We start from the raw sequence: 23875 nt of genomic DNA on the forward strand, positions 1-23875 counted from the left end.
AAAATTTATTTGTTGAGCATGAACGATAAACCCCGTCTGATCTCCAACAGGATACACACTATTTGCCTGGTAGAATCTATAAGCAAATAGAGCTGAAACAAAAACCAAAAATAAACCAAAATATACTTTTTTAATCTTTAATAGTCTTTTCATCACTTTTCTCTTTTATCAAATAAACTGGACGCTTCTTGGTTTCCATGAAAATTTTGCCAATATATTTACCCAAAATCCCAATAGTTAGCAATTGGAAGCCCCCAAGGAAAAGAATCACTGTCATAAGAGATGGCCAACCAGAAGTCGGATCTCCAAAGACTAGTGTACGGATCACAATTAGAACCACCATGATAAAGGCCAAGATCCAAGATAGAAGACCACCAATAAAGGCAATATTTAGTGGGGCATCTGAGAAGTTAACGATCCCTTCAATCGAGTATTTGAAGAGAGACCAAAAATTCCAAGACGTCTCTCCTGCCACGCGCTCTACATTTTTATATTCGAGGTATTCTGTCTCAAATCCTACCCAAGCAAAAATCCCTTTTGAAAAACGATTGTACTCGGATAACTCCATAATGGCATCGACCATTGGGCGACGCATCAAACGGAAATCACGCGCTCCATCGACCATTTCCACTTGGCTAATATGATTGATCAATTTATAAAACATCCGTGCAAAGAAAGAGCGAATCGGTGGTTCCCCATCACGGGTTACGCGTCTCGTTCCGACACAGTCTAAATCCGGATCTTCCTCCAACTTCTGCTTCATTTCAATCAATAACTCTGGCGGATCTTGTAGGTCTACATCCATAACAGTCACATAATCTCCCTTGGCACGCTCAAGTCCTGCATACAAAGCCGCCTCTTTCCCAAAATTACGAGAAAAAGAAAGATAATGCACATTTGAATCTACAACATGCAATTTTCGAAGAACAGATAGTGTTCGATCTAACGAACCGTCGTTTATAAAAATATATTCAAACTTTTCTTCCATCTCCATCCGAACACGCTCCATCTCCCTGTAAAAAAATGGTATTGATTCTTCTTCATTAAAACATGGGACTACAACTGATATGGTCATAACTTACTCCTTAACTTATTCACTCTCTATTGTAACAAAAAACTAGGGTTTCCCCTAGTATATCACTTAATTCCATGGTAAAACAACAATTTAATAGTATTGACTAATGGTTGTAATAATTGAGACAAGAATAAACAAAGAAGCAATGTAGGTATAGTTAAATTCTACTTTATTCTTATCATATTCAATAGGTTCTGTTCTATTCTGATTCCAAAACAGTCTTCTTGAAAAATCCGTTATACAACCAATGAGAACAAAAATCCCTGAAAAATATCTACCCTGAATCCCTTTAATGGAAATATCAGCAACCTCACCCCACATTAGATAAGCTGTCATTAGGATTCCGAAAATAATTCCCATCGAAACAAGTATTACTCCAAACTTTGTAAATGGTTTTATTGGTTTCCCATTTGGAAGCACAAATAGGGCAACAGATAAGAAAATCAAATAGAACCACATAAAAGCTTTCGTATCATAGGTCAACCAACCAAAAGTAAACAAGGATTGCAGTTTAAATGGAATAAAATTTACAACTTCTTTAATCATCATTCTAATAAAATCTGAGAAATGATGCATTGTAAAAAAAATCTTTTTCATTGGATTAATAGCTGGATTCGGATGAACAACCGTTGCATTTATCCCACTTGTCACTTTCAACCAAATCACACTGGTTAAAGCGACAATAAAAATAGAACCAACAATCAAAAGATACTGTTTTTTGTTTAGTTTCTCTTTGGGCAAAAATGCTAATAAACAAACTAGTAACACATAAGGCAATTTTGAAAAAGCAATTAAAATACATAAGAAAGTATAGATTAATAAATCTCTATTACTCACTCTCTCTTTTTCAAAATAGGACAGGAATAATCCAACAACTAAAAAGATAAGACCATTGGCAAAAGCGTCTTGATTAAATGATGCAGCAATATAAATATTGATAGGAATAATAGTTAATAGAGAAAAAATTAATTGCTTATCACCAGATTTTTTTATAGCAAATCTAACAAGTAAGGCAAAAACTAGTAAATTGAAAAATCTACCTAGAAAAATTGAACCGAATACACTTAAATGGAAGAGACGCGCGATAAGAATTCCCAATGTTTGGGGCAAATAACTTACAAATGAATAGCCATTGGTATTACCTAAATTAGAATATACTACCTGTTTGTCAGATAATTGTTTCTCTTCCAAATCAGTTTGTAATAAAGGCTTCTTAAATTCTTCTTCAACTTCAGATATATCCGATGACACTTTCATCTCTTCTACTGATGAAGGCAAATATAAATGTCCATCACTAATATAAAGAGCTCTAGAATAATGAAAATTTTCATCTGGTGTATCCATATTCGGGGTATAGACACAAAAAATTAGTCCAGTAAATAAAACTACTGAAAAAATTTTATTGTATAACTTAATATCTATTAGTGATAGAAGGGTGAAAATTCCTCCAACAATAACAAATGTTTTAATTGGCGCATTATTAAATGGACCATCGAAATAAAAATACGTTCCAAATATCAGAAACCAGATAAGCAAAATATAAAATTTCTTTTGCCAAATATTGTGAAAGAAATCAGAACGATTTTTTAAAAGTAGATTTGTCATGTAACACCTTTCTTTTCTTCTAACTGCTGAAACAGATCATACCACTTTTGAATGATAATATCCTCTGCATAAGTCCCTATGACATATTCACGTCCTCTTCTTCCAATGTCCTCTAGAAAAGCAGGATTGGTTAGAAAATACCGCATTTTAGTTGCTAACTCCTCAATACTTGGATCAAAGAGCATCTCAGGCGTATCAGTTTGAAGTTCAGCAACTCCTTGTGAACAATTATAAGTTAATACTGGAGTACCTAAAACCATTGACTCAACAACTGACATACCAAAAGCTTCAGATTTAGAAGTTAATAAGGTAAACAATGACTCCTGATAAACTTCTTTAACCTGGGTTGTTTTCCCTTTTAAGATAATACGTTTTGTCATTCCTAATTTATCTATGAGTGACTGGAGACTTTCCTTCAAATTACCAGATCCGTATATATTAAAAACAACATCAGGAAATTCATCTGCCACTTGTGCAAAGGCCTGAATTTGATGATCAATTTGCTTGACCGGATCTAGCCGACCTACAAAAGAAATCACTTTTGACTTCTCTTGATAATCATTTTCTGATTCTCCTATATATCTTGGTAGTGGATTTGTAATCGCAACAAATTTTTCCAATGGAATATTGTAATGATTGCTAATCACTTCCGAATAAGAATCCGATAAGAACATTATACAATCCAATTTCGGATATTTATTTTTAATAATATATGGATAAACTTTATAAATTCCCTTACATTCCAATACAAAATCAGCAGAAGAATGCATTTGTCCAATGAAGAAAGCACAATTAGAAAATTTCTTCAAACTTTTTTCCATCAAAAGATAAACAATTGGGTTTGCTAAAATGACCATTGGATTCTTTGATTGTGACAAAAGTACAGTTAATTCTTTTTCTAATTTTTTTGAGTAATACTTTTCTTTTAAGAATAACCACGGCTTTTCAAAGAAAATATCCTCCTGATATAGAAGAATTTCATGATAATTCTTTTGTACCTTCTCATACTTTTCTTGTGATTGAACAGCACAGCCGACAACCGTCACTTTGTTTCCATCTTCAGCAAAACGTGTAGCGAGCTGATCAACTACACGCTGAACACCACCGATTCCACCTAAATGGTGAGTGACAAAAATAATATCTCTTGTCATTTTCCTATTTCTTTCTTGATTTTATAATACTAAAGATTGTAAAACTTCCCATTACATAAACTAACATAGCAATGCAAAAACTAATTGAGGCTCCCATAATCTGATACTTATTAACCAGCTCATTTGTTATCAGTTTAGTAACTATAAACATTAGGGTATACACGGATAATAAATAATAGTGTTTTCTCATGATAATTAAGATATTTTCGAGTATAATCGAAAATGAATACAAGACACCTGAAAAAACGAGAATAGTCAGTTCTATCTTATATTTTAATAGATCTATTCCAAATATTAAACTTAGAACATTGACACCTATTAAATAAGCAAAAAAAGTAATAACTATCCCTATTAAGAGAGTAAAATTCACTATTTTGAAGAACATTTTGTAAAATATCTGAAACTGTTTCTTCTGCCACAGTTCAGCCATTTGAGTAATGAGAGGTCTTACTACCAAAATGCAAAGACTCATAAAAAACACTGGCATAAACAGGATATTGTAATCCCTTTGAGCACCAGTCTCGACTATACCTTTAGCATAAGCACCAGAAATTGATAACTTCGCCTCATTAAAAACAAGTGTCAATAAAAACCCATAAATAAATAATGAGAAACAAATTTTAATAATTTTTAAGGATTCATCAAAAATATCCCTTGAAAAAATATGAATAAAACTCACCCTGTCAAACAATTTGAAATGTGCATAATCATAAACAAATACAAAAAACAGATTGATGAAAGCTAGGACTATCAGAGTCAAAACCATAGAATGAGACAACAAGAGTCCGAATAAAAGAACGAGTACACTTAAAGTATATCGATAAACCATGGCCTTCCCTGCAATATCTAAACGACCATGTTGCTGAAAATAACCTTGGAATAGGTCCGAAAAAGCATCTGCTACACGATACACAATAATCCAAGTAATAATCATCACAGAGCTATTAGTAAAATCATAGTTTATTATCCTCAAGTAAGGAAATAAAGTAATCAACATCAGGACAACAGTCAGCAATCTTGTAAAAAAGTAAGCTGAAAAAGGATGACTTGAGTTGACATCAGTGGCTTGATAGTTTCGAACTTGAAATTGTCCGATAATAATCCATAAATTACCAATTGAGGTAGCTAGACTAAATTGGTCTGCCACCTCACTGGTTTGCATTCTAGATACAATTAACAAATATAATACCGAGACTGCTGCTGCCGCAAAATTTCCTAGCAGGTTCCATATGTAAATACTTTTTTGAGAAGGAGTATTATTCATCTTTCTCCTCATTTTTGTTTAAAGCGATAACTTGGACAAGATTTTTAAACTTGGTATCTAACTTTGACAACCGTACAGTTAATTGGAACTGATTCATTAATAACAAGAAAATAATAAAAAGAAAAATAAAATTAACAGCAGATGCAATTCCTAAGGATGCTGCGATAAACTCTGCTAACTTTGGAAAAATACTAAAAACTAATAAAATTAATGAAAAGAAGATCCAAAACAAGGCATCATTAATCTGTACACGAGATTTTCTGATGTTCTGGAGAATAAACCCACATGTTCCCAATGAAACAACAACTAATACAACTTGAAACCAGATTGACATTCTATTTTCCTCTCTCTCTAAAATTCTGAATGAATAGAATAGATACGAACATATGAATCATGTACTTAATAGAGCGTGAAAAAGTTAAATAACTTTCTCCCGCTTGTCTCTCTTCCATTCGAACTTGAACTTCTGAAATTGGAACACCATTTCTTAATAGATAAGAAACAGTATCTGGTTCAGGACCATAGTTGATATTTTTTGCAAAAACTTGTATTAAATCTTTTGAAAACATTCTCATTCCAGATGTCGGATCATTAATCGTTTTTCCAGTGGTCAATTTAATAGCAAAACTTATAAGGGTATTCCCTAACATACGAAACGAATTTGGTCTTTTCTCTGTTACAAAGCGAGAACCTATGACCATTTTATTTCCTTTATCAATTCCATCTTCTAAAGCAGCAATATACTCTGGAAGATGCTGACCATCTGCATCAAATTGCACCGCTTTTTCATAACCGTATTGGTAAGCATACAATAATCCAGTTTGAAATGCTCCAGCTAGTCCAAGATTGACTGGTAAATCAATAATATTATAGCCATTGTTATGACAAATTTCTGAGGTTTGATCTCTTGAACCGTCATTGATAATTACATAATCATACTGGGAATAATTTTGAATAATATTATTTACAACTGACTGAATCGAACCTTCCTCATTATATGCAGGTATAATAATTAATAAATCTGAGGATTTCAATATCCTTCTTCCTCCATTAAAATTCTTTTTTATCCATTATACAATAACCAAAATATTTTATCCACTAATCTCAGAACTTTATACCAACAATAACAATTGTTGTAAGCATAAAAAAGCTCGATATTAGTTATAAATATCAAGCAATTCTTTAAACTTAGTTATTATTCAAATCCATTTGGATGTTTGCTTTGCCATCTCCAGGCATCTTGGCACATGCGATGAATATCATATTGAGCTTTCCAACCTAACTCCTCACTTGCTTTCGATGGATCTGCATAACAGGTTGCAATATCTCCAGCACGTCTCTCAATAATTTTATAAGGAATTGTTTTTCCTACCACATCTTCCATATTTTGAATGATTTCAAGAACAGAGTATCCTCTACCAGTACCCAAGTTATAAATATTTAACCCTGAATCTTTTTCAAGTTTCCTTAATGCCGCCACATGTCCTTTTGCTAAATCAACCACATGGATATAATCGCGGACACCAGTTCCATCTGGAGTTGGATAATCATTACCAAACACATTAACATATTCTAGCTTTCCAACTGCTACCTGTGTTACATATGGTAAAAGATTATTTGGGATTCCATTTGGATTTTCACCAATATTCCCACTTTCATGAGCACCAATTGGGTTGAAATAGCGTAACAGCACGATATTCCAGGAAGAATCTGACTTGTATATATCTTGAAGCATCTCTTCAATCATCAACTTTGTTCTTCCATATGGATTGGTTACTGATAGCGGAAAATCCTCTAAGATAGGGACAGTATGTGGATCACCGTAAACAGTCGCTGACGAGCTAAAAATAATGTTTTTACACTGGACTTCTTCCATAACTCGAAGCAAGGTCAATGTTCCGGTTATATTGTTTTCATAATATGTGAGAGGGATTTGAACCGATTCTCCAACGGCTTTCAATGCAGCAAAGTGAATCACCCCTGTAGGTTGTTCTTTTACAAATACTTCCAATAACTTCTCTTTGTCTCGAACATCTATATCGTATAATGTAATAGATTTACCAATAATCTTTTCAACTTCTTGGATACTTTTTTTACTACTATTCACAAAGTTATCTACCACCACTACTTCATGACCTGCTTTGGTCAATTCGATAATAGTATGGGAACCAATAAAGCCAGCGCCACCCGTTACTAAAATCTTTTGTTTCATTATTTTTTCCTCATTCAATAAAATTAATACAATTATCCCATATTTTATGAATAATTTCAAAAGTTGTCCTATATTTTTCACCCCGCCCCTCCCCCTTTTCATGGTATAATAGAGTGAATCGATTACGGAAGGACACCTTATGTTAAAGCTGGGAATTATTGGTACGAGTTGGATTTCACATGAATTTATTACAGCTGCTCATCAGACAGGCCACTATCACTTGCATGCTGTGTATTCGAGAAAGATGAAGACAGCTCAAGAGTTTTGTGAGCCTTATGGGGCGGTCTCTTGCTACACGGATTTCATCGACTTCTTAGACAGTGAGCTGGATGTGATTTACATTGCTAGCCCCAATTCTCTTCATTTCGCTCAGGCCAAGCTTGCTATTCTGGCCAAGAAGCATGTCATCATTGAAAAACCGGCTGTGACCAAGCCTTCTGAATGGAAGGAGCTGGTCAAGCTCGCTAAGGAGCACCAGGTCTATCTCTTTGAAGCTGCCAGAAATTACCAAGAAGCAGCCTTTCAAGTAGTTAAAGACTTCCTCTCTAATCAGGAAATACTGGGCGCCAACTTCACCTTTGCCAAATATTCTTCCAAATTGCCAGCCCTTCTTGCAGGTGAGATGCCCAATATTTTCTCAGATGTCTATGCAGGTGGAGCTTTGATGGATCTGGGTGTCTACTGCCTCTACTTGGCGATTGGCTTCTTTGGAGAACCGATCTCCAGTCACTACACCGCTCAGCAATTACCCAATTCGGTTGATCTCTATGGTCAAGGTGTCTTGATTTATCCAGAGTTTCAGGTTGCCATTCAGGCAGGGAAAAATATCACCAGCCATCTACCTGCTGAAATCTACACCAAGACTGGAACGCTGACTCTCAATGCTGTAGCAGCCATCAACCAGGCTCGCTTCGTCAGCCATTCTGGGGAAGTTATCGACCTTCCGATCCAGCCCTGCCCGCACCAAATGCAAGAAGAGGCGGAAGCCTTTGCCCTTGCCATCGCTCATCAAAAGCCAGCTGCTTATCTTGAATGGTTACAAACAGCTGAGCAGGTCCATGAAACCCTCTACCATATGCGTCAAAGCGCTGGAATACAATTTAAGGATGAAAAAGAATGAAAGAACAATTTCCACAAACCTGGAAAGACCAGTTAGAAACACTCGGATTTGATGCATTCACTGAAATTCAGGAACAGATCTTCTCCCCTATCTATGAAGGAGAAAATGTCCTCGGGATCAGTCCTACCGGTACTGGTAAGACACTTGCCTACCTCTTTCCGAGCTTGCTCAAACTCAAACCGAAGAAGGCCCAACAACTCTTGATTTTGGCTCCTAACACAGAGTTAGCAGGACAAATTTTTGATGTCACCAAACAATGGGCAGATCCTCTCGGTCTCCAGACACAACTCTTCCTTTCAGGATCTAGTCAAAAACGGCAAATCGAACGCCTCAAAAAAGGACCCGAAATCCTGGTTGGGACGCCTGGTCGGATCTTTGAACTGATCAAGCTGAAAAAGATCAAAATGATGAATGTGGAAACCATCATTTTAGATGAATTCGACCAATTACTGAGCGATTCTCAGTACCACTTCGTCGACAAGATCAGCCACTATGCTCCCCGCGACCACCAATATATCTATATGAGTGCCACAGCCAAGGTCGATCCAGACCAGCTAGAAGAAAATACCCTTCGCATTACGGTTGATGGAGTTTCTTTGGAAAATATCCAACATTTTTATATGCAAGTGGATAAGCGGGACAAGGTCGAATTGCTCCGCAAACTCGCCTACATCGAAGATTTTCGTGGTCTGGCTTTTTTCAATAGCCTGTCTGATCTGGGTAGTGCTGAAGAAAAACTACAATACCGTGGTGTTGAGGCCGTATCGCTCGCAAGCGATGTCAATGTAAAATACCGCAAGGTCATTCTGGAACGCTTCAAAGACCATCAGCTGACCCTCTTACTTGCCACCGATTTAGTCGCTCGTGGCATCGATATTGAACATCTTGAGTGTGTGATTAACTACGATATTCCTCGTGATGTAGAGACCTATACCCACCGTGCCGGTCGTACAGGACGAATGGGGCATGATGGCTATGTGATTACCTTTATCACCCACCCAGAAGAACTCAAATCCTTAAAAAAATACGCTTCTGTCCGTGAACTGGTTTTAAAAAATTCAGAACTCTTTTTAAATGAATAAGAAAATCCTCTGCTAGTAAATTTACTGCAGAGGATTTTTTAGTTAATTTCCATTGTAATAAATGCGATGACTTTCAAGTTGATAATCCAACAATTCATCTACCGTTACAAAGGTATAACCTTGTGATTTAAGGTAGTCAAGGACGGTCGGAAGAGCATCAATCGTGGTTTGATGGATATCATGCATGAGGATAATCGAACCCGGTTTGACTTCTTTTTTCACTTCATTGAGAATAGCCGTCGTATTATGAGTTTTCCAATCCAGGCTATCCACATCCCACATGATGAAGGACTGGTCTACACTGTATTGGATGGCGTTATTGATGGCTCCATACGGAGGACGCGTGATCTTAGTTTGAACGCCTGTCGCTTTTTGAATAGCTTCTTGGGTATCCAAGATCTCTTTTTTGGCATTATCCAAGCTCAATTTTGGCAATTGAGGGTGATCCCAGGTATGGTTCCCGATTTGATGACCTTCTTTGCGGACTTGCTTAGCAATATCAGGATTCGCACTGACATTTTTTCCGACCATAAAGAAGGTAGCTTTTGCATTGTATTTCTTCAAGATAGCCAGTGCCTGAGGAGTCGTCGTTGGATCCGGTCCATCATCAAAGGTCAAGGCAATCATCTTACGGTGGCGTTCTTCTATATAGGATTGGTAAGAAGCTAGATCATCAGGAAGCAAGCGCTCTGAATCGATCACGTCATAGAATTTAGACAAGGGAACAGTGAAGGTATCATCTCCCTTAACCTTGGTTGGAAATGGAATGGTGAAATTTCCTTTTTCATATTGGAATTCCCATTGGCTCAAATCCAACTCTGAGAAGTGGGCAACCATTTGATCAATGCTTTCCTCGTCCAGCTGACGAAAGGCTAGATTTCCCCGTAATTCCTCCAAAAAGATCTGCTTGGCTCCATCTGGATCCGCAAAAACTTGGCTCAGGGTCAGAGGATTGTTCTCATCATCCAAGTAAAAGAGGGGCAACTTCACCGTCTCATCTTTGATGAATTTCCCTTTTTTGTACTGGTATTCAGCCCGTTTGATTTGGATCGGGTGATAACCAACAAAAGGCGCTTCTGCTTCTTCACTATGGTAGAAGGTCAAATGCTTTGGTTCTTTGGTTTTTTCATCGGATCCTAGACGCTGAAGGTCTTCTTGGATCTTCTCTTTCACAATCTCAACAGGCTGTCCATCCTTAGTAGGATAATAAGCCGTCACATAAGAAGTTCCTAAAATCCCTTCCTGAACTTGAACATCTTTCCCTTTTTCAGAGCTTTTCTCAAGTTGGGTAACCTTAGCAAACTGATCCTGATAGGCTTTTTGTTCACGAACCCTTTGAATCTTTTGATAGCCGATATACAAAAGACTCAGAAAAAGGAGATTTGTAATGATTAATAAAATAGTTTTCGTGTGTTTGAATCTCATAACTTTATTATAGCAAATTTCTCTCGAAAAAACATTCCTTTTTTGTAAATGATTTCATAAAAAAGAGGGCGACTGTCGTAGCCGACAGCGGCCCTTATTGTTAATCCCTCTTATTTTTCGCGAATGACTTCTACTTTATACCCATCCGGATCTACAACGAAATAATAATTCGGTTGTGTTCCTGGAAGACCTTTTGGTTCCGTCACTTCATAGCCTTTAGCCTTGTGTTCCGCATTCAAACCTTCTAGATCAGGAGTACTCAAGGCGACGTGAGCATAGCCATCTCCGATCACATATGGACCATGATCATAATTGTAAGTCAATTCCAACTCATAGTCATCTCCAGGCAAGGCCAAATAAACAATCGTAAACTTATAGTCTGGGAAATCTTTCCGACGTTTTTCTTCAAAACCAAAAGCATCTTGGTAAAAAGCGATTGATTTTTCTATGTTTTCCACACGAAGGCAAGTGTGCAACATTTTTGAACTCATAGGTTTTCCTCTTTTCTATTTTTAAAAGATTATGAACGATTTTTTTTACGACTTTCCGTCTTAATGGATAATTTCACTTCAAAGATGGTCCCTTTTGGTTTATTATCTTTGACTTGAATGGTCCCTTTGAAGGCTTCTACGATCTGCTTAGCGAGGGATAACCCCAAGCCAAATCCACCTTTTTGACGGGTTCTGGCCTTGTCGACCCGGTAAAAACGATCAAAGATCCGTTTCTTATCCTCATCTCGAATCCCTGGACCATTATCCAGCACTCTCAAAAGAAGATTTTTATCCTTCAATTGAACTTCAAACTGGATCTCACCATCTTCATCGGTATACTTCAAGGCATTGTCATAGAGAATGGTCATCAATTGCTTGAGGAGCGTTCTATCAGAACAAATGACTTTGTCCACCTGATTGTCTCCTCGAAAGATTTTGCCATTTTCTTCTGCAATGATCTCAAAATTCGAGAAGGTCTGATCGAAAAAGCTTGGTTCGATATCTTCCATCTCTGGCTTCAAGCCGTCATCCCTTCGGGCGATATTGAGAAGGTTGGTAGTCAAAAGCTTCATATTTCGAACTTCATCCAAGCTGGATGCAATATTCTCACTCGATTCCATAATGGTCGCTTCAGGCTTTCTAAAAAGCGTTTCGAGGCGATTTTGCAGAACTGCTAAAGGCGTCCGCAACTCATGGGAAGCATTTTCCACGAAAGCCTTTTGCTTTTGCATACTCTCAAGCAGCGGCTTAACGCTAAGACGGGCAAGGAAGAGACTCGCAAACAAGGAGATTCCCCAGAAGCAAATCATGACGAGGGCGATCTGGCTTTCGTGCTCCTCACTGGTCTGCTCTAGCTGACTGATATTGGTCATGACAACCGCATACTTGATATCACTATCACTTTCATCATCAGATAAACTCAACTCTGCCATATAGGCCCGGTAACTTTCTTTTTTCCCATAGCTATTTGTAATTTGAAGCTGGGAAACCTTGTTGAGGAGCTTTCGACCAAACGTCACCGTTTTGAAGTTTAAAAACCCATTACCGGTTGTCAAGTTTTCATATTTTTTATTGAGCAAAACAACAGTGGTATTGGATGTGACATCCCCTTTAGGTTCTGATTTATCATGATCTGGGATCATCATCTCATGATCATTATCATCTCTTTTGGTATTTGACTGTCGCTGGTCTCGATAAGCAATCGCTACAAGCGAGTAGGGATCCTGGCTGAGAGTCTTGAGATTCTCATCGACCGTTGTATAGAGACTCGAGCGCATGACCTGGATGATTATCAGGGTCATGGCTGAGAATATCAAAGTAAAGAGCCCAAAATATCGGATGAAGTAGGAAAAATCATCTTCCCCGACGGTTTTCTTAATTCTGGTTAGCATCTTTTAAGATATACCCCACACTGCGCAATGTTTGCAAGTTCTCAACGAAATCAGTACCTTTTAATTTCTTACGGATTTTTGAAACATAGACTTCAACCACTGAGATGGTTGTGTCACTATCAAAGCCCCAGAGACGATCGAAGATCTGGGTCTTTGGAAGGATGACATTTTGGTTTTGAAGGAAATAGACCAAAAGATCAAATTCCTTCCCAAGAAGTTCCACTTCTTTCCCATCCACATAAGTCGAATTGGTAGATAAATTGACCTTCAAATTGCCATAATTAAGGGTGTTTTCATTGACCTTTCCTGAGCGCTTCAAGAGAGCTTGAATCCGCATCTTAAGCTCTTCTAGGTAGAAAGGCTTGGTGAGGTAATCGTCTGCCCCTAGCTCAAAGCCGTGCCCTTTGTCATCCAGACTTTCTTTAGCTGTCATGATCAAAACAGGGGTTGTCACGCCTTTTTCACGCAATTCTTTCAAGACATGGAAACCGTCTTTTTCAGGAAGCATCAGGTCCAGCAAAATCAAATCATAGATTCCGCTTTCTGCTTCGTAAAGACCTTCTTCTCCGTCAAAGACCTGCATGACATCCGCAAAATCATCTAAAAAATCAAATACTGAATTTGATAAACCAAGGTCATCTTCGACCATTAGAATTTTAATCATCGTCGTATCCTCTTCTCTTTCGTGAGTGAGTCTTTCTAATCTATTCTTAACCATTATAACACGACTTGCCTTCATTTCCTATAGTTTAGAACCTGGTTTTATGATCAAATTCAGCCTGCCTGAGGAAGGCTAATTCTATGAGTTTGTCGTGTTTTCTTTGTTACTTTGACTGTCACTCGTCTTGTTTTTATTTTTTGAATTCTTCTTATTGGACTTTTTAGAGGACCCCTGGTTCCCTTCTTGTCCGCCAGATTGGTTCATGCCGTTATCTGGACCATTCCCTTGTGGGCCACCATTACCTTCCTGTGGCATCTGACCCGGACCGCCACCTTGCGGGCCGCCTTGTCCTTGGCCACCACCTTGTCCTTGGCCACCACCTTGTGGACCACCGCCTTGAGGACCGCCATCCTGTGGGCCACCATCCTGTGGGCCACCATTTTGCTGGTTTCCTTGTGAAGCATGGCCATTTTGACTATTTTGTTGCTGATTGGATCCTTGGTTCTGAGCCGTTTGGACCGGTTGAGAAAATTGTTGGTTATTGGAGGATTGAGAGGCGATGACACCGACACCAAAGCCACTTCCAGCACCGACCAACAATCCACCAACTGCTGCCATGCCAATCCACCACTTAGGACTTCGTTTGAGGACAACCATTTTTTCTTTGGACTCTTGCGTTTCGACTACTTGTTTTGTTTCTTTTTGATTCATCTTTTTACCTTTTATCTTTTTGTACAAGTACTTGCCTTTTAAAATTTAAAGGGAGCTCGATCCTTTAGTAAGGCGATTATACTTTAGGAGTCTTAAGCTTGCCTAAATTTTTACTTAAAAAATTCTAAAACAAGTGTGGGCTATTGACAGGTTGAGCCCCTTATTGTAGAATAGTTACCATAAAACAAACAAGAGGTTAACTGTTATGAAAAAAATCTTTCCCTTAGTTCTCATCTCCATTGGAGTGGCCATGATCTCCGTCCTATCTCAATTCACCATTCCATTTGGTCCAATTCCTTTAACCCTGCAAACGCTCATGATCGGGATTATCGGGACCATCTATAAACCCAGTCATGCTTTTGTCACAGTCTGCCTCTACCTACTTCTTGGTTTCTTAGGTTTCCCAGTATTGGCAGGTGGTGCTAGTGGCGCTTCGCATTTCCTTGGCCCTACTGCTGGTTTCCTCCTCTTCTTCCCATTCCGAGCATGGATCACGTCTCTATTTACCAATGCTAAATCCAGCGTGCTGACCATTTTCCTTGCTAATTTGTTCAGTAGTATTCTTCTCTTTGTAGCTGGAGCTATCGGCTTTATGTTGGTCACGCATACCGATATCCAAAAAGCATTTGCTTTGGTCGTTGCTCCCTTTATCCTTGCCGACCTCATCAAACTGATCATCATCACGATCACCAGCAAGGCAATTTTTGCCAGCCTCAAACACCACTGGTATTTCAAATAAGATACAAAGGGTACAAACATACTAAAATAAGCAACATCTGAACACAGTTGTTGCTTTTTGTTGTAGGAATATCTCTTCAATTGAACTACTTTTAAATGGGTTACTGTTTCGAAGAAGAACCTTCTATCTACCCTCCTTCCTTTATTTTTCCTTATAAAGAACTCTCAAGATCAGTAACTGTGTTAGCAAAATCCAAATAATCAGAATAGTGAAGTCAAACAATGAGATGCGGTCATGGCCATAGACACAAGCTCGTAAGAGGTTGACAGAAGGGACAAATGGAAGAACATGGTAGAGATGGTTTATCCAATCTGGAAGACGACTTGCAGGGTACATGATTGGTGAAAACATCAAACCAATCATAAGAATCAACTGAGACATCAGCGTGACAATATTGGGAGAAAAAGTATACGCAATGGCAAATCCAAGACTGATCATTGTAAGACAGATAAGAAATAGGATGAAAACAGCCAGAATAGATACATTTAAGCGGACAGAAAAACGAAAATAGCCCAGTATAACAGAAATGAATACTCCAGGTAAAATAGCAATCATCCACATCCATAGATCTGCTAAGGAAATAAGAATTCGAGGTATTGGAAGGGCTCGTACATAGTCTACATGTCCTTCTGACTTCGCATTTGCTATAACAGGTGATGAGATAGTACATCCAATAGAAATAATTCCTATCAGAACTGAACCAGAAGAGAGATAGTAGGCAGCAGTCGTATCAATCTCACCTATCACTAGTGGATAACCAAAAAGAAGTGAAATGGATAACAGAACTTGAGCTAGCGTAAAGAGTAAAAATAAATCTTTTTGACGAAGATAGTTCCAACGAAGTAAGTAAAAAAATTGAGTCATATCAGTTTGTCAACTCCTCTCTATAAAGATCTGAAATGGATATGTTTTTCTGAGTAAGTGACAGATTTAAAATATTCTTTCTATCCAATTCCTGCGTGATTTTTGGTAGCAGTCTCGTTAACTCCTTCTCTTCTATTTCAATACGACAAATTGAACCGTTGATAATGGTGTAATCTTGAAATAGAGCTAAGCTATCTTTATTCCTAAACTCAAAAGATATTTGATACTGTTTTTGATAGGTTATTTGCTGAACTGGTCCTGATTTGATTAACTTCCCATGGTTAAATAAGGCATAGTTGTCAGCATATTTTTCAACTTCTAAGAGATTATGCGTCACAATAATAATGGTATGACCTTTATGCGCTAGCTTCTGTAATAATTGCCATTGTTTTTCACGACGTATTGGATCAACATCGTTCGTCGGCTCATCAAGAAGAATGATGGTCGGAGATCCGATTAAAGCCATTGCAAAAGAGGTCAGACGCTTTAAACCACCTGAAAGGTCCTTTCCTTGTTTTGCCCGGTACTCCTTAATTTCCAACTCGGTTAAGAGCTGATCCATTTCTTTTTGCAAATCCAAGGTGTTTAACCCTCTCATTCTTCCAAGAATTTCTAAGTTTTGTTCCACCGTCAATTTCTCAAGTGGGGCATACTGTTGAGACATATAGCTCATCATTGAGCGAGCTTGTTTACGATTTTGAACAAAAGAAATATCTCCATAGCAAACGTCTCCTTGATCAGGTTTGGTAAAACCAATCATTTGATTTAAGAGGGTGGACTTACCAGCGCCATTGTGTCCTAAAAAAGCTGTAATTTTAGCAGCTTCTATTTCTAAAGAAATATGATTATTAGCAAAATGTTGCTTATCGAATGATTTTGTCAAATCTCTAATAGTCAGTGTCGCAAATGTCTTCATCTCATCACTCAAGACTGAGAAGATTTTCCCAGCTTCCTTCATTTTTGATAAGATTATTGTATAATAAACATATGACTTTCCAAGGTTTACGTCATGATTTACCATTTTAGTGTCATAATTAGCCAACTCAATTTGATAAGGGGGACTTATGTTAAACGTCGTTATTTGTGATGACTCAACTAGAGATGCTAGTCAGTTAGAACAGTATTTACTTTCTTACGACAAGGTTCCTGTAGAAACAAAACTATATACCAATCCTCAAAAGATGTTAGAGCAGTTAACAAAGGATACTCATTGTGTCTTTTTGGATATTGATATGCCACAAATTACTGGAATTGACCTTGCTCGTGAAATTCGGCAGTTCAATCCTTTTATCCCTATTATTTTTGTGACTAGCTATCGTGATTATATGGAACAAGTTTTTGAAGTACAGACTTTTGATTACTTAGTAAAACCAATTGAACCTCAAAGGCTAAATAAGGTAGTAGATAGAATTTTACGTTATTTAGATTTAGGACAAACCATCTTTAACTTCTCATTTGGAAAACAAAGTTACTCTATTCCTTTAAGTGACATTACCTATTTTGAGAAAGATAAGCGTTCCGTTTTTATTTACACACTAGCAGATACCTATAAGTCCTTACTGAAAACCCAAGACATTCTAGATAAACTACCTGATTATTTTATTCAAATACATGCTTCTTATATTGTAAATCCTAAATATATCAAAGATTTTGATACGAAAACAGTGACTATTTTGCTAAATGGAACCGAGGAGCATTCACTTCCAATTAGTCGTAAGTTCCAGTCTTCTTTTAAAGAAAAATACTATAACTACCTAAGTGAAAGGAATTTCTAATGCTAATAGGATTGCGGATCATTAGTATCTTGTTCGACTTATTTCTGGCAAGTGTTTTATTTTTTAGGCCAATATCCAAAAGTAAACAATCAAAAGAGACACTTTTAGTCCTTTGTTGTTGCTTTCTTTTTCATGTGGCTCTTGTGTTTATTTTTTTAGAAAGTCGCGTTTTTTTAGTGAGCAATCTCCTCCTTAGTATTGTTGAATCCTCTCTTGTAGGACTCTATTTTGGCTACTCCTTTCGTGATTCTTCCTTTTGGATATTCATACAGACAAGCCTGACATTATTAGCAGGAGCTGTCCTCAATCAAACTATCCAACTTTTTCTTCCACTGTCAAAAGTATCGAAAAATTTAGGACTGATTAGTGGTTACCTTGCCATTAGTTTTCTTTTTTCAACCGTCTTAACACTTGTTCTTCGACAGTTATTTCGAACACATCAAAAGTTAGGCATGGCAACATCTAAAAGAAATTGGCTGTATCTATTTATCGTGCCGATTTTATCGATTATTTTTGCCTTTACTGTATCAGCTATTCAAGGGCAAGTATTTGGACCAGATTATCTTTCTGTCATTTCACTCTTGTCTCTTATTGTATTGTCGTTTTCCTCGCTGTATTTTACCCTACATCTTTCTCAACAACAGCACGCTTATTATCAAAATAAATTAGATAAAGAACAGCTTCAATTCCAATTAAGAGAAACACAACAGTCTCAAGAGGAATACCAACGATTGCAAAGTCTTCGGCATGACTTAAAAAATAAACATTTAACTCTATTGGCACTTCTAGAAGAAAATCCAGATGAGGCTAGAGAGTATCTTCACTCGTTAACCGATAGTATTTCAGGAAAACAAACCTTTTACTCCAAAAATCCAACAATTAATTTTTTACTGAATCAAAAACTGCACGATGTGGAAGATGAAATTGAACTGGAAATTGACTGCTTTGTCCCTCAAGAATTATCTATTCAGCCTGATATTCTAGCTGTTATTTTAGGAAATTGTTTAGATAATAGTATTTCAGCCTGTCTTCGATTAACTGATAAATCGGAGAGAACATTGGCTCTAAATATACGTTATTTTCAACAAAACCTATTTATTTCGATCAACAATACCTTTAATGAACAAGAACAAGAGACTCGTAAAACACGTCAAAGAGATGGTTGGGGCTTACGAAACGTTGATGCTCTAGTACAAGAATACCAAGGAACTATCAAGCGATTCAAAGAAAATGGCCACTATCGAACGGAGATTCTCTTACCAAGTCCAATAAACTAATGATCCTTCTCCTTCGATATCCAATACAAATGATTCATTGAAAAACAAAAGATGCTACAGAATGAATTCTGTAGCATCTTTTATAAATTTATTTCATTTATTTCGTAGCAAGGATAGCAGCTTCTACTAATGCTTTTTCCCGTTGGATCAAATCCACACGCGCTGCAATTTCCTTGATACCCATGCTGATGTTTCGGCTGATCGCCATATCATCCAATTGAGGCTCAAAGAAGGCCTTGTATTCATTCAAGCGTTCACGGGTCTTAAAACAGTTAGCTGGGTAGATGACAAACTTATCAAAGCTCATATCACCACCAAGGGCTTTCTTGATCCAATCCCAGTTTTCACGCGCCCAAGTCCAAGTTCTTCCTTGGGTAAAGTCATCGTGTAAGAAGTTGTAGTACCAACTCATAGCCAAGTCCTGAGGTTTCACCACATCCTTGTTCTTCCACTCCTTCAATAGAGCTTCCAAAGTTTCCTCATCCTTGGTATAAGAAAGTGCAGCCGCCAACTGGCGTTTAAAGTTTCCATCTACCGTCTTAACATAAGTATCCAGGTATTGTTGACTAAGTTCCTTGGTTTCCTGGTGCTTGATTTGGTTGACCAAGATTTGCAGGCGGATGGCAGCTGGAAGTTTTTCCAAATCATCTGCATGTGCTTCAAAGATAGCGCTCGCTTGAGCTTTTGCAGCTTCATCATTGGCCTTGATCATATTAGCAATCATTAGCTGACGAACTTTTTCGTCTTCTTCTGTTTCACCAGGCTTAGCTTCTAGACCCAAGCGTTCAAAGTTGTAACGGTTCAAGCGTTTCAACAACTCATGGAAGGCAGCTTCTGTTTCAGTTCCTTCATCCACAAAGAGACTGATTCCAGCTAAGACGCTCGAAACAGCTGAAACAACCAAGTAGGAACTTTCTTCTGTCAAGTGTTCAATCACTGGCAAGAGGCTTGCATAAGAAATTTGACCACTTTCAGCTAAAAGACGACGTTCTTGAACCACTTGTAATTTTGAAGTGCTATCCAAGCTAGCAAGGTCAGCAAGGATGTCTTCCAACAATTCCCCACGGTAGTCACTGATATAGTGAGCTGTATTTTCTGTATTGAAGCGAAGAGCTCCGCTGTTAGCTGCTTTCAAGGCACTGTAGTTTGGAATTTCTAAAACTTCTGTTTCCAAGGTATCTGGAATACCCGTCCAGTTGCTATTTAACGGAACAACCCACTTGCGTCCTTTTTCTTCTCTTTCTCCGATGAAGAACTGCTCTTGACGGATGATCAAGGTATCGTTTTCCACAGAAGCTGAAACAACAGGGTATCCTGGTTGCTCCAACCAAGAATCCATAAAGGCTGCGACATCACGACCTGAAGCTTGCCCAAGAGCATCCCAAAGGTCACGACCGATAGTATTGCCGTATTGGTGTTTTTCAAAGTAGATCTTCAACCCTTTACGGAAGGCGTTATCGCCTAACCAGCGGCGAAGCATGTGCATGAGACGGCTACCCTTGGCGTAAACGATTGCTGGGTCAAAGAGGGTGTTGATCTCATCAGGGTGTTTGACTTCCACATGGACGGATTGAACGCCATCTGTAGCATCGCGTTTCAAGGCAGCAGGCACTCCAGTTGTTTGGAAGTCTTCAAAGATATTCCAGCTTGGTTCAATGGTATCCAAGCTGACATATTCCATCATATTGGCAAAGCTTTCATTCAACCAGAGATCATCCCACCATTTCATGGTCACGAGGTTTCCGAACCATTGGTGAGCCAATTCGTGAGCCACCACCAAGGCTACTGTTTGACGGCTTTGGGCCGTAGAGTTTTCATCTACTAGAAGGTAGACTTCACGGTAGGTTACCAAGCCCCAGTTTTCCATCGCTCCTGAAGAGAAGTCTGGAAGGGCGATATGAAGGGATTGAGGGATTGGATACCTCACGCCATAGTAGTCTTCATAAAATTCAATAGCACGAACGGCAATATCCAATGAGAAGTCCAAGTTTTCTAATGGGTGAGCTTTTGTTGAGTAGACTCCGACAAGGGTTCCATTCTTAGTCTTAGCTGTCACTCCTTGGAGGTCTCCAGCCGCAAAGGCCAAGAGGTAAGAAGACATGCGAGGAGTTGTGTCAAACTTCCAAATACCTGTTTCTTTGCGGTTTTCCACATCGATTTCAGGCATGTTAGAAAGAACGATTTCTCCTTCTTCTTGGTCAAACTTCACAGAAAGATCGAAAGTTGCTTTGGCTTCAGGCTCGTCCACACTTGGAAAAGCTTCACGCGCAAAATGGCTCTCAAACTGGGTAGAGAGGACTTCCTTCTTCACGCCATCAATGCTGTAGTAAGATGGGTAAATCCCTGTCATATTGTCTGTGATCTTACCAGAATAGGTCAGAGTAACTGTCACTTGACCTGTTCCTTCCAATTCAACATAGACTGCTTCATTGTCATTATCAACCGTAAATGGACGGGCTTGACCTGCTACTTCTACTGTTTCGATGATCAAATCCTTTTGGTGAAGCGAGATCTTGTCCGCCTTGGCTTGACCTGTGATCACCACACGACCGCTAAAGGTCTTGGTTTTACGACTTAAATCCAAAAACACTTCGTAATGTTCTGGAACGAATGTTTCTACAAAATGTGCAACTGCTTGCATAATTTCCTCCTTTAAATGTTTCATGCTTTCCAATGAAAAGCCCTCATAAAACTATTTTATCACAAAGTCAAGATAAAAGAAAAGACAAGCATTAGAATGCCTGTCTGATATCGAAAAGACTTTATGATCTTACATTTCGATAATTTTACCTGTTTCGAAGTAAACCACCCACTCACAGATGTTTTTTGCATAATCTCCGATACGTTCCAAGAAGTTGATCACTTGGAAATAATCCCGTCCAGTCACGATGGACTCTGGATTTTTCCGAATTTCTTCTGTTGCTAATTCTTGGATGCTATCGAAGTAATGGTTGATGACTTCGTCTCGTGTCGCAACTTCATAGGCCAAATCCACATCGCCTTTGAGGTAAACATCTAGTGTCGCTTCGACAAAATCTTTGACTTCACGGCCCATCTTGCTGATCTCTTCCTCAACAGATTGGATGCGGACTTCCCCTTTCATGCGAATGGTTGCCTTGGCAATTGATACTGCGTGGTCACCCATCCGCTCTAAGTCAGAGACCGCTTTTAAGACAGTCATCACGACACGAAGGTCTTGTGAAACGGGCTGTTGAAGGGCAATAATCTCAAAGGATTTGCGCTCTAACTTCACTTCGTAGTCGTTGATCTCCGCATCATCTTCGATAACTTGGCGGGCCAATTCACGGTCATGGGTCACGAAAGCGCGGACCGTACGGTTGATCTGACTCAACACTTCATTTCCCATTGCATAAAACTGGTTATGCAACTTCTCTAAATCTTCTTCAAATTGAACTCGTAACATTTTATTTTCTTCCTATCCAAATTTACCAGAGACATAGTCTTCTGTTTCTTTCTTAGCTGGGTTCAAGAACATTTCATTGGTGTCATTGTACTCAATCAAATCCCCATCCAAGAAAAAGGCTGTTTTATCGGAAATCCGACTTGCTTGTTGCATGGAGCGTGTCACCAAAAGCATGGTGTAGCGGTCTTTTAGTCCATACAAGGTTTCTTCAATCTTCCCAGCTGAAATCGGGTCTAGTGCAGAAGTTGGCTCATCCAAAAGGATAACCTTTGGACTGGTCGCAAGGACCCGCGCCACACAGACCCGTTGTTGCTGACCACCGGAAAGTCCGATCGCTGAATCATGCAGGCGATCCTTGACCTCATCCCAGATGGACGCGCGTTTCAAAGAGGTTTCAACTGCTTCATCCAAGACAGCCTTGTCCTTGACACCATTAATCATCAATCCATAGGTCACATTATCGTAAATGGACATTGGAAAAGGATTGGGCTGTTGGAAGACCATTCCGATTTCCTTACGCAATTCGACCGTATCGGTCCGTGGTCCATAGATATTATGTCCATTGTAGAGGATGGTTCCTGTGGTGGTGACCTCATGGTTGAGGTCACCCATGCGGTTAATGGCTTTTAAAAGGGTAGATTTCCCTGATCCTGAAGGACCAATCAAGGCTGTAATCTCTTTTGGAGCAAAGTCCAAGGAGACGCTATTTAGAGCCTTCTTTTTATTGTAATAAACCGACAAGTCCTTGACTTGTAAAATTGGTTCTGTCATTCTATTTTCCTTTTTGTTGTCATTTTACTTTATCCAAAGTGACCAGATACATAATCGTTGGTCGATTGCAATTTCGCATTTTGGAAAATATTCGAAGTCTTATCGTACTCAATGAGGTTTCCAAGGTAGAAGAAACCAGTATAATCACTAGCACGGGCTGCTTGTTGCATGCTGTGGGTCACGATGACAATGGTATAATCTTTCTTCAACTCGAGCATGGTTTCTTCTAATTGCGCTGTCGCGATCGGATCAAGCGCTGATGCTGGCTCATCCATGAGTAAGATATCTGGCTTCACAGAGATAGCCCGCGCGATACAAAGTCGTTGCTGTTGCCCACCTGAAAGTGTCAGGGCTGATTTATGAAGATCATCCTTAACCTGATCCCATAGAGCCGCCTGTTTCAAAGAAGTTTCGACCAATTCGTCCAAGATCTTCTTGTCTTTCACCCCAGCACGTTCATGCGGGAAGGTGATGTTTTTGTAAATCGATTTGGCAAAAGGATTGGGCCGTTGGAAAACCATCCCAATGTGCTTGCGCATTTCATAAACATTGATATCCGGACGATTGACATCGATTCCTTCATACCAAATTTCACCCGTAACACGCGCAATATCGATGGTATCATTCATCCGGTTCAAACTACGAAGGTAGGTTGATTTTCCAGATCCTGACGGACCGATCAAGGCTGTAATCTTATTCTTTTCAAACTGCATGTCGACGCCTTTAATGGACTCGTTCGTTCCATAATAGACATGTAAATCTTTGGTCGATAGGACTACCTTTTCTTCAGGAAAAGTAATGATGTGTCTCTCATCCCAATTGTATTTTGACATTTCT

23 protein-coding genes are annotated in these 23875 nt (G+C 38.7%); 5 read left to right on the forward strand and 18 right to left on the reverse strand.

Annotation, left to right across the window (positions count from 1 at the left end):
• Positions 1–130 precede the first annotated feature (130 nt).
• The 7 genes from H7T92_RS04140 to galE all read right to left on the reverse strand — a co-directional run bounded on the left by H7T92_RS04140 (position 131) and on the right by galE (position 7307).
• On the reverse strand, positions 131–1075 hold the full coding sequence (locus H7T92_RS04140; RefSeq protein ID WP_201037157.1) for a glycosyltransferase family 2 protein: 945 nt from the start codon (positions 1073–1075) through the stop codon (positions 131–133).
• A 90-nt stretch (positions 1076–1165) separates the two neighbouring features.
• Entirely contained in the window at positions 1166–2680 is a 1515-nt protein-coding gene (locus H7T92_RS04145) for a DUF2142 domain-containing protein (RefSeq protein WP_201037158.1), read from the reverse strand.
• Complete coding sequence (locus H7T92_RS04150) at positions 2677–3831, reverse strand: glycosyltransferase (protein WP_201037159.1); 1155 nt, start codon at positions 3829–3831, stop codon at positions 2677–2679. Before H7T92_RS04150 ends, H7T92_RS04145 begins: the two co-directional genes overlap by 4 nt.
• Positions 3832–3835: 4 nt before the next feature.
• Positions 3836–5095, reverse strand: coding sequence for a lipopolysaccharide biosynthesis protein (locus H7T92_RS04155; protein ID WP_201037160.1), 1260 nt, complete (start codon positions 5093–5095; stop codon positions 3836–3838).
• Entirely contained in the window at positions 5088–5429 is a 342-nt protein-coding gene (locus H7T92_RS04160; RefSeq protein ID WP_070589284.1) for a DUF2304 domain-containing protein, read from the reverse strand. The genes H7T92_RS04155 and H7T92_RS04160 overlap by 8 nt, the downstream gene beginning before the upstream one ends.
• Before the next feature lies 1 nt (position 5430).
• Positions 5431–6129, reverse strand: a complete 699-nt coding sequence (locus H7T92_RS04165) for a glycosyltransferase family 2 protein (RefSeq protein WP_070589286.1) — start codon at positions 6127–6129, stop codon at positions 5431–5433.
• Between the two features lie 161 nt (positions 6130–6290).
• Positions 6291–7307: a UDP-glucose 4-epimerase GalE gene (gene galE / locus H7T92_RS04170; RefSeq protein WP_201037179.1), complete on the reverse strand. Its 1017-nt coding sequence runs from the start codon at positions 7305–7307 to the stop codon at positions 6291–6293.
• A gap of 139 nt (positions 7308–7446) precedes the next feature.
• Here galE and H7T92_RS04175 point away from each other — a divergent pair, with 139 nt between their 5' ends.
• Together H7T92_RS04175 and H7T92_RS04180 are read left to right on the forward strand one after the other, a co-directional pair.
• The gene (locus H7T92_RS04175; RefSeq protein ID WP_201037161.1) at positions 7447–8427 is read left to right on the forward strand and encodes a Gfo/Idh/MocA family protein; all 981 of its coding nucleotides are present in this window, start codon (positions 7447–7449) and stop codon (positions 8425–8427) included.
• Positions 8424–9509, forward strand: coding sequence for a DEAD/DEAH box helicase (locus H7T92_RS04180; RefSeq protein ID WP_201037162.1), 1086 nt, complete (start codon positions 8424–8426; stop codon positions 9507–9509). The genes H7T92_RS04175 and H7T92_RS04180 overlap by 4 nt, the downstream gene beginning before the upstream one ends.
• A 42-nt stretch (positions 9510–9551) precedes the next feature.
• On the opposite strand, the gene H7T92_RS04185 is transcribed toward H7T92_RS04180, so the two are convergent.
• From H7T92_RS04185 to H7T92_RS04205, 5 genes are all read right to left on the reverse strand, one after another.
• Complete coding sequence (locus tag H7T92_RS04185) at positions 9552–10934, reverse strand: polysaccharide deacetylase family protein (protein ID WP_201037163.1); 1383 nt, start codon at positions 10932–10934, stop codon at positions 9552–9554.
• 110 nt (positions 10935–11044) lie between these two features.
• Positions 11045–11425, reverse strand: coding sequence for a lactoylglutathione lyase (gloA, locus tag H7T92_RS04190; protein WP_049474791.1), 381 nt, complete (start codon positions 11423–11425; stop codon positions 11045–11047).
• Positions 11426–11454: 29 nt separating this feature from the next.
• Positions 11455–12816 carry a sensor histidine kinase gene (locus H7T92_RS04195; protein WP_118228283.1) on the reverse strand — a complete coding sequence of 454 codons (1362 nt, stop codon included), beginning with the start codon at positions 12814–12816 and terminating at the stop codon, positions 11455–11457.
• Positions 12800–13480, reverse strand: coding sequence for a response regulator transcription factor (locus tag H7T92_RS04200; RefSeq protein ID WP_061455456.1), 681 nt, complete (start codon positions 13478–13480; stop codon positions 12800–12802). The genes H7T92_RS04195 and H7T92_RS04200 overlap by 17 nt, the downstream gene beginning before the upstream one ends.
• A 135-nt stretch (positions 13481–13615) precedes the next feature.
• The gene (locus tag H7T92_RS04205; protein ID WP_201037164.1) at positions 13616–14188 is read right to left on the reverse strand and encodes a hypothetical protein; all 573 of its coding nucleotides are present in this window, start codon (positions 14186–14188) and stop codon (positions 13616–13618) included.
• 205 nt (positions 14189–14393) lie between these two features.
• On the opposite strand from H7T92_RS04205, the gene H7T92_RS04210 reads away from it, so the two are divergent.
• Positions 14394–14927 (forward strand): biotin transporter BioY, encoded by a 534-nt coding sequence (locus H7T92_RS04210; protein WP_201037165.1) that lies wholly within the window; start codon positions 14394–14396, stop codon positions 14925–14927.
• 141 nt (positions 14928–15068) lie between these two features.
• Here the strand turns inward: H7T92_RS04210 and H7T92_RS04215 are convergent, their stop codons facing one another.
• Positions 15069–15791: an ABC transporter permease gene (locus H7T92_RS04215; protein ID WP_003003626.1), complete on the reverse strand. Its 723-nt coding sequence runs from the start codon at positions 15789–15791 to the stop codon at positions 15069–15071.
• A gap of 1 nt (position 15792) precedes the next feature.
• The gene (locus H7T92_RS04220; RefSeq protein ID WP_201037180.1) at positions 15793–16749 is read right to left on the reverse strand and encodes an ABC transporter ATP-binding protein; all 957 of its coding nucleotides are present in this window, start codon (positions 16747–16749) and stop codon (positions 15793–15795) included.
• Between the two features lie 106 nt (positions 16750–16855).
• Here H7T92_RS04220 and H7T92_RS04225 point away from each other — a divergent pair, with 106 nt between their 5' ends.
• The gene (locus H7T92_RS04225; protein ID WP_201037166.1) at positions 16856–17566 is read left to right on the forward strand and encodes a LytR/AlgR family response regulator transcription factor; all 711 of its coding nucleotides are present in this window, start codon (positions 16856–16858) and stop codon (positions 17564–17566) included.
• The gene (locus tag H7T92_RS04230; protein ID WP_201037167.1) at positions 17566–18843 is read left to right on the forward strand and encodes a sensor histidine kinase; all 1278 of its coding nucleotides are present in this window, start codon (positions 17566–17568) and stop codon (positions 18841–18843) included. The genes H7T92_RS04225 and H7T92_RS04230 overlap by 1 nt, the downstream gene beginning before the upstream one ends.
• A gap of 97 nt (positions 18844–18940) precedes the next feature.
• Here the strand turns inward: H7T92_RS04230 and H7T92_RS04235 are convergent, their stop codons facing one another.
• The 4 genes from H7T92_RS04235 to pstB (H7T92_RS04250) form a co-directional block, all read right to left on the reverse strand.
• Positions 18941–21484 (reverse strand): M1 family metallopeptidase, encoded by a 2544-nt coding sequence (locus tag H7T92_RS04235; RefSeq protein ID WP_201037168.1) that lies wholly within the window; start codon positions 21482–21484, stop codon positions 18941–18943.
• A gap of 129 nt (positions 21485–21613) precedes the next feature.
• The gene (phoU, locus tag H7T92_RS04240; protein WP_003003266.1) at positions 21614–22267 is read right to left on the reverse strand and encodes a phosphate signaling complex protein PhoU; all 654 of its coding nucleotides are present in this window, start codon (positions 22265–22267) and stop codon (positions 21614–21616) included.
• Between the two features lie 12 nt (positions 22268–22279).
• Positions 22280–23038 (reverse strand): phosphate ABC transporter ATP-binding protein PstB, encoded by a 759-nt coding sequence (pstB, locus tag H7T92_RS04245; RefSeq protein WP_201037169.1) that lies wholly within the window; start codon positions 23036–23038, stop codon positions 22280–22282.
• A gap of 29 nt (positions 23039–23067) precedes the next feature.
• Entirely contained in the window at positions 23068–23871 is an 804-nt protein-coding gene (gene pstB / locus H7T92_RS04250) for a phosphate ABC transporter ATP-binding protein PstB (protein ID WP_003006600.1), read from the reverse strand.
• Positions 23872–23875: the final 4 nt, after the last annotated feature.

This window comes from Streptococcus parasanguinis, from assembly GCF_016648855.1.
GTDB lineage: Bacteria > Bacillota > Bacilli > Lactobacillales > Streptococcaceae > Streptococcus > Streptococcus parasanguinis_L.

Excerpts from the sequence above, each read along its gene's own strand:
- H7T92_RS04205 (WP_201037164.1), bottom strand. The coding sequence starts at position 14,188 with ATGAATCAAAAAGAAACAAAACAAGTAGTCGAAACGCAAGAGTCCAAA.
- H7T92_RS04225 (WP_201037166.1), top strand. The coding sequence starts at position 16,856 with ATGTTAAACGTCGTTATTTGTGATGACTCAACTAGAGATGCTAGTCAG.
- pstB (WP_003006600.1), bottom strand. The coding sequence starts at position 23,871 with ATGTCAAAATACAATTGGGATGAGAGACACATCATTACTTTTCCTGAA.
- H7T92_RS04175 (WP_201037161.1), top strand. The coding sequence starts at position 7,447 with ATGTTAAAGCTGGGAATTATTGGTACGAGTTGGATTTCACATGAATTT.
- H7T92_RS04210 (WP_201037165.1), top strand. The coding sequence starts at position 14,394 with ATGAAAAAAATCTTTCCCTTAGTTCTCATCTCCATTGGAGTGGCCATG.
- galE (WP_201037179.1), bottom strand. The coding sequence starts at position 7,307 with ATGAAACAAAAGATTTTAGTAACGGGTGGCGCTGGCTTTATTGGTTCC.
- H7T92_RS04180 (WP_201037162.1), top strand. The coding sequence starts at position 8,424 with ATGAAAGAACAATTTCCACAAACCTGGAAAGACCAGTTAGAAACACTC.
- H7T92_RS04185 (WP_201037163.1), bottom strand. The coding sequence starts at position 10,934 with ATGAGATTCAAACACACGAAAACTATTTTATTAATCATTACAAATCTC.
- H7T92_RS04145 (WP_201037158.1), bottom strand. The coding sequence starts at position 2,680 with ATGACAAATCTACTTTTAAAAAATCGTTCTGATTTCTTTCACAATATT.
- H7T92_RS04155 (WP_201037160.1), bottom strand. The coding sequence starts at position 5,095 with ATGAATAATACTCCTTCTCAAAAAAGTATTTACATATGGAACCTGCTA.
- phoU (WP_003003266.1), bottom strand. The coding sequence starts at position 22,267 with ATGTTACGAGTTCAATTTGAAGAAGATTTAGAGAAGTTGCATAACCAG.
- H7T92_RS04140 (WP_201037157.1), bottom strand. The coding sequence starts at position 1,075 with ATGACCATATCAGTTGTAGTCCCATGTTTTAATGAAGAAGAATCAATA.
- H7T92_RS04215 (WP_003003626.1), bottom strand. The coding sequence starts at position 15,791 with ATGACTCAATTTTTTTACTTACTTCGTTGGAACTATCTTCGTCAAAAA.
- H7T92_RS04235 (WP_201037168.1), bottom strand. The coding sequence starts at position 21,484 with ATGCAAGCAGTTGCACATTTTGTAGAAACATTCGTTCCAGAACATTAC.
- H7T92_RS04160 (WP_070589284.1), bottom strand. The coding sequence starts at position 5,429 with ATGTCAATCTGGTTTCAAGTTGTATTAGTTGTTGTTTCATTGGGAACA.
- pstB (WP_201037169.1), bottom strand. The coding sequence starts at position 23,038 with ATGACAGAACCAATTTTACAAGTCAAGGACTTGTCGGTTTATTACAAT.
- H7T92_RS04195 (WP_118228283.1), bottom strand. The coding sequence starts at position 12,816 with ATGCTAACCAGAATTAAGAAAACCGTCGGGGAAGATGATTTTTCCTAC.
- H7T92_RS04200 (WP_061455456.1), bottom strand. The coding sequence starts at position 13,480 with ATGATTAAAATTCTAATGGTCGAAGATGACCTTGGTTTATCAAATTCA.
- H7T92_RS04220 (WP_201037180.1), bottom strand. The coding sequence starts at position 16,749 with ATGAAGGAAGCTGGGAAAATCTTCTCAGTCTTGAGTGATGAGATGAAG.
- H7T92_RS04150 (WP_201037159.1), bottom strand. The coding sequence starts at position 3,831 with ATGACAAGAGATATTATTTTTGTCACTCACCATTTAGGTGGAATCGGT.
- gloA (WP_049474791.1), bottom strand. The coding sequence starts at position 11,425 with ATGAGTTCAAAAATGTTGCACACTTGCCTTCGTGTGGAAAACATAGAA.
- H7T92_RS04230 (WP_201037167.1), top strand. The coding sequence starts at position 17,566 with ATGCTAATAGGATTGCGGATCATTAGTATCTTGTTCGACTTATTTCTG.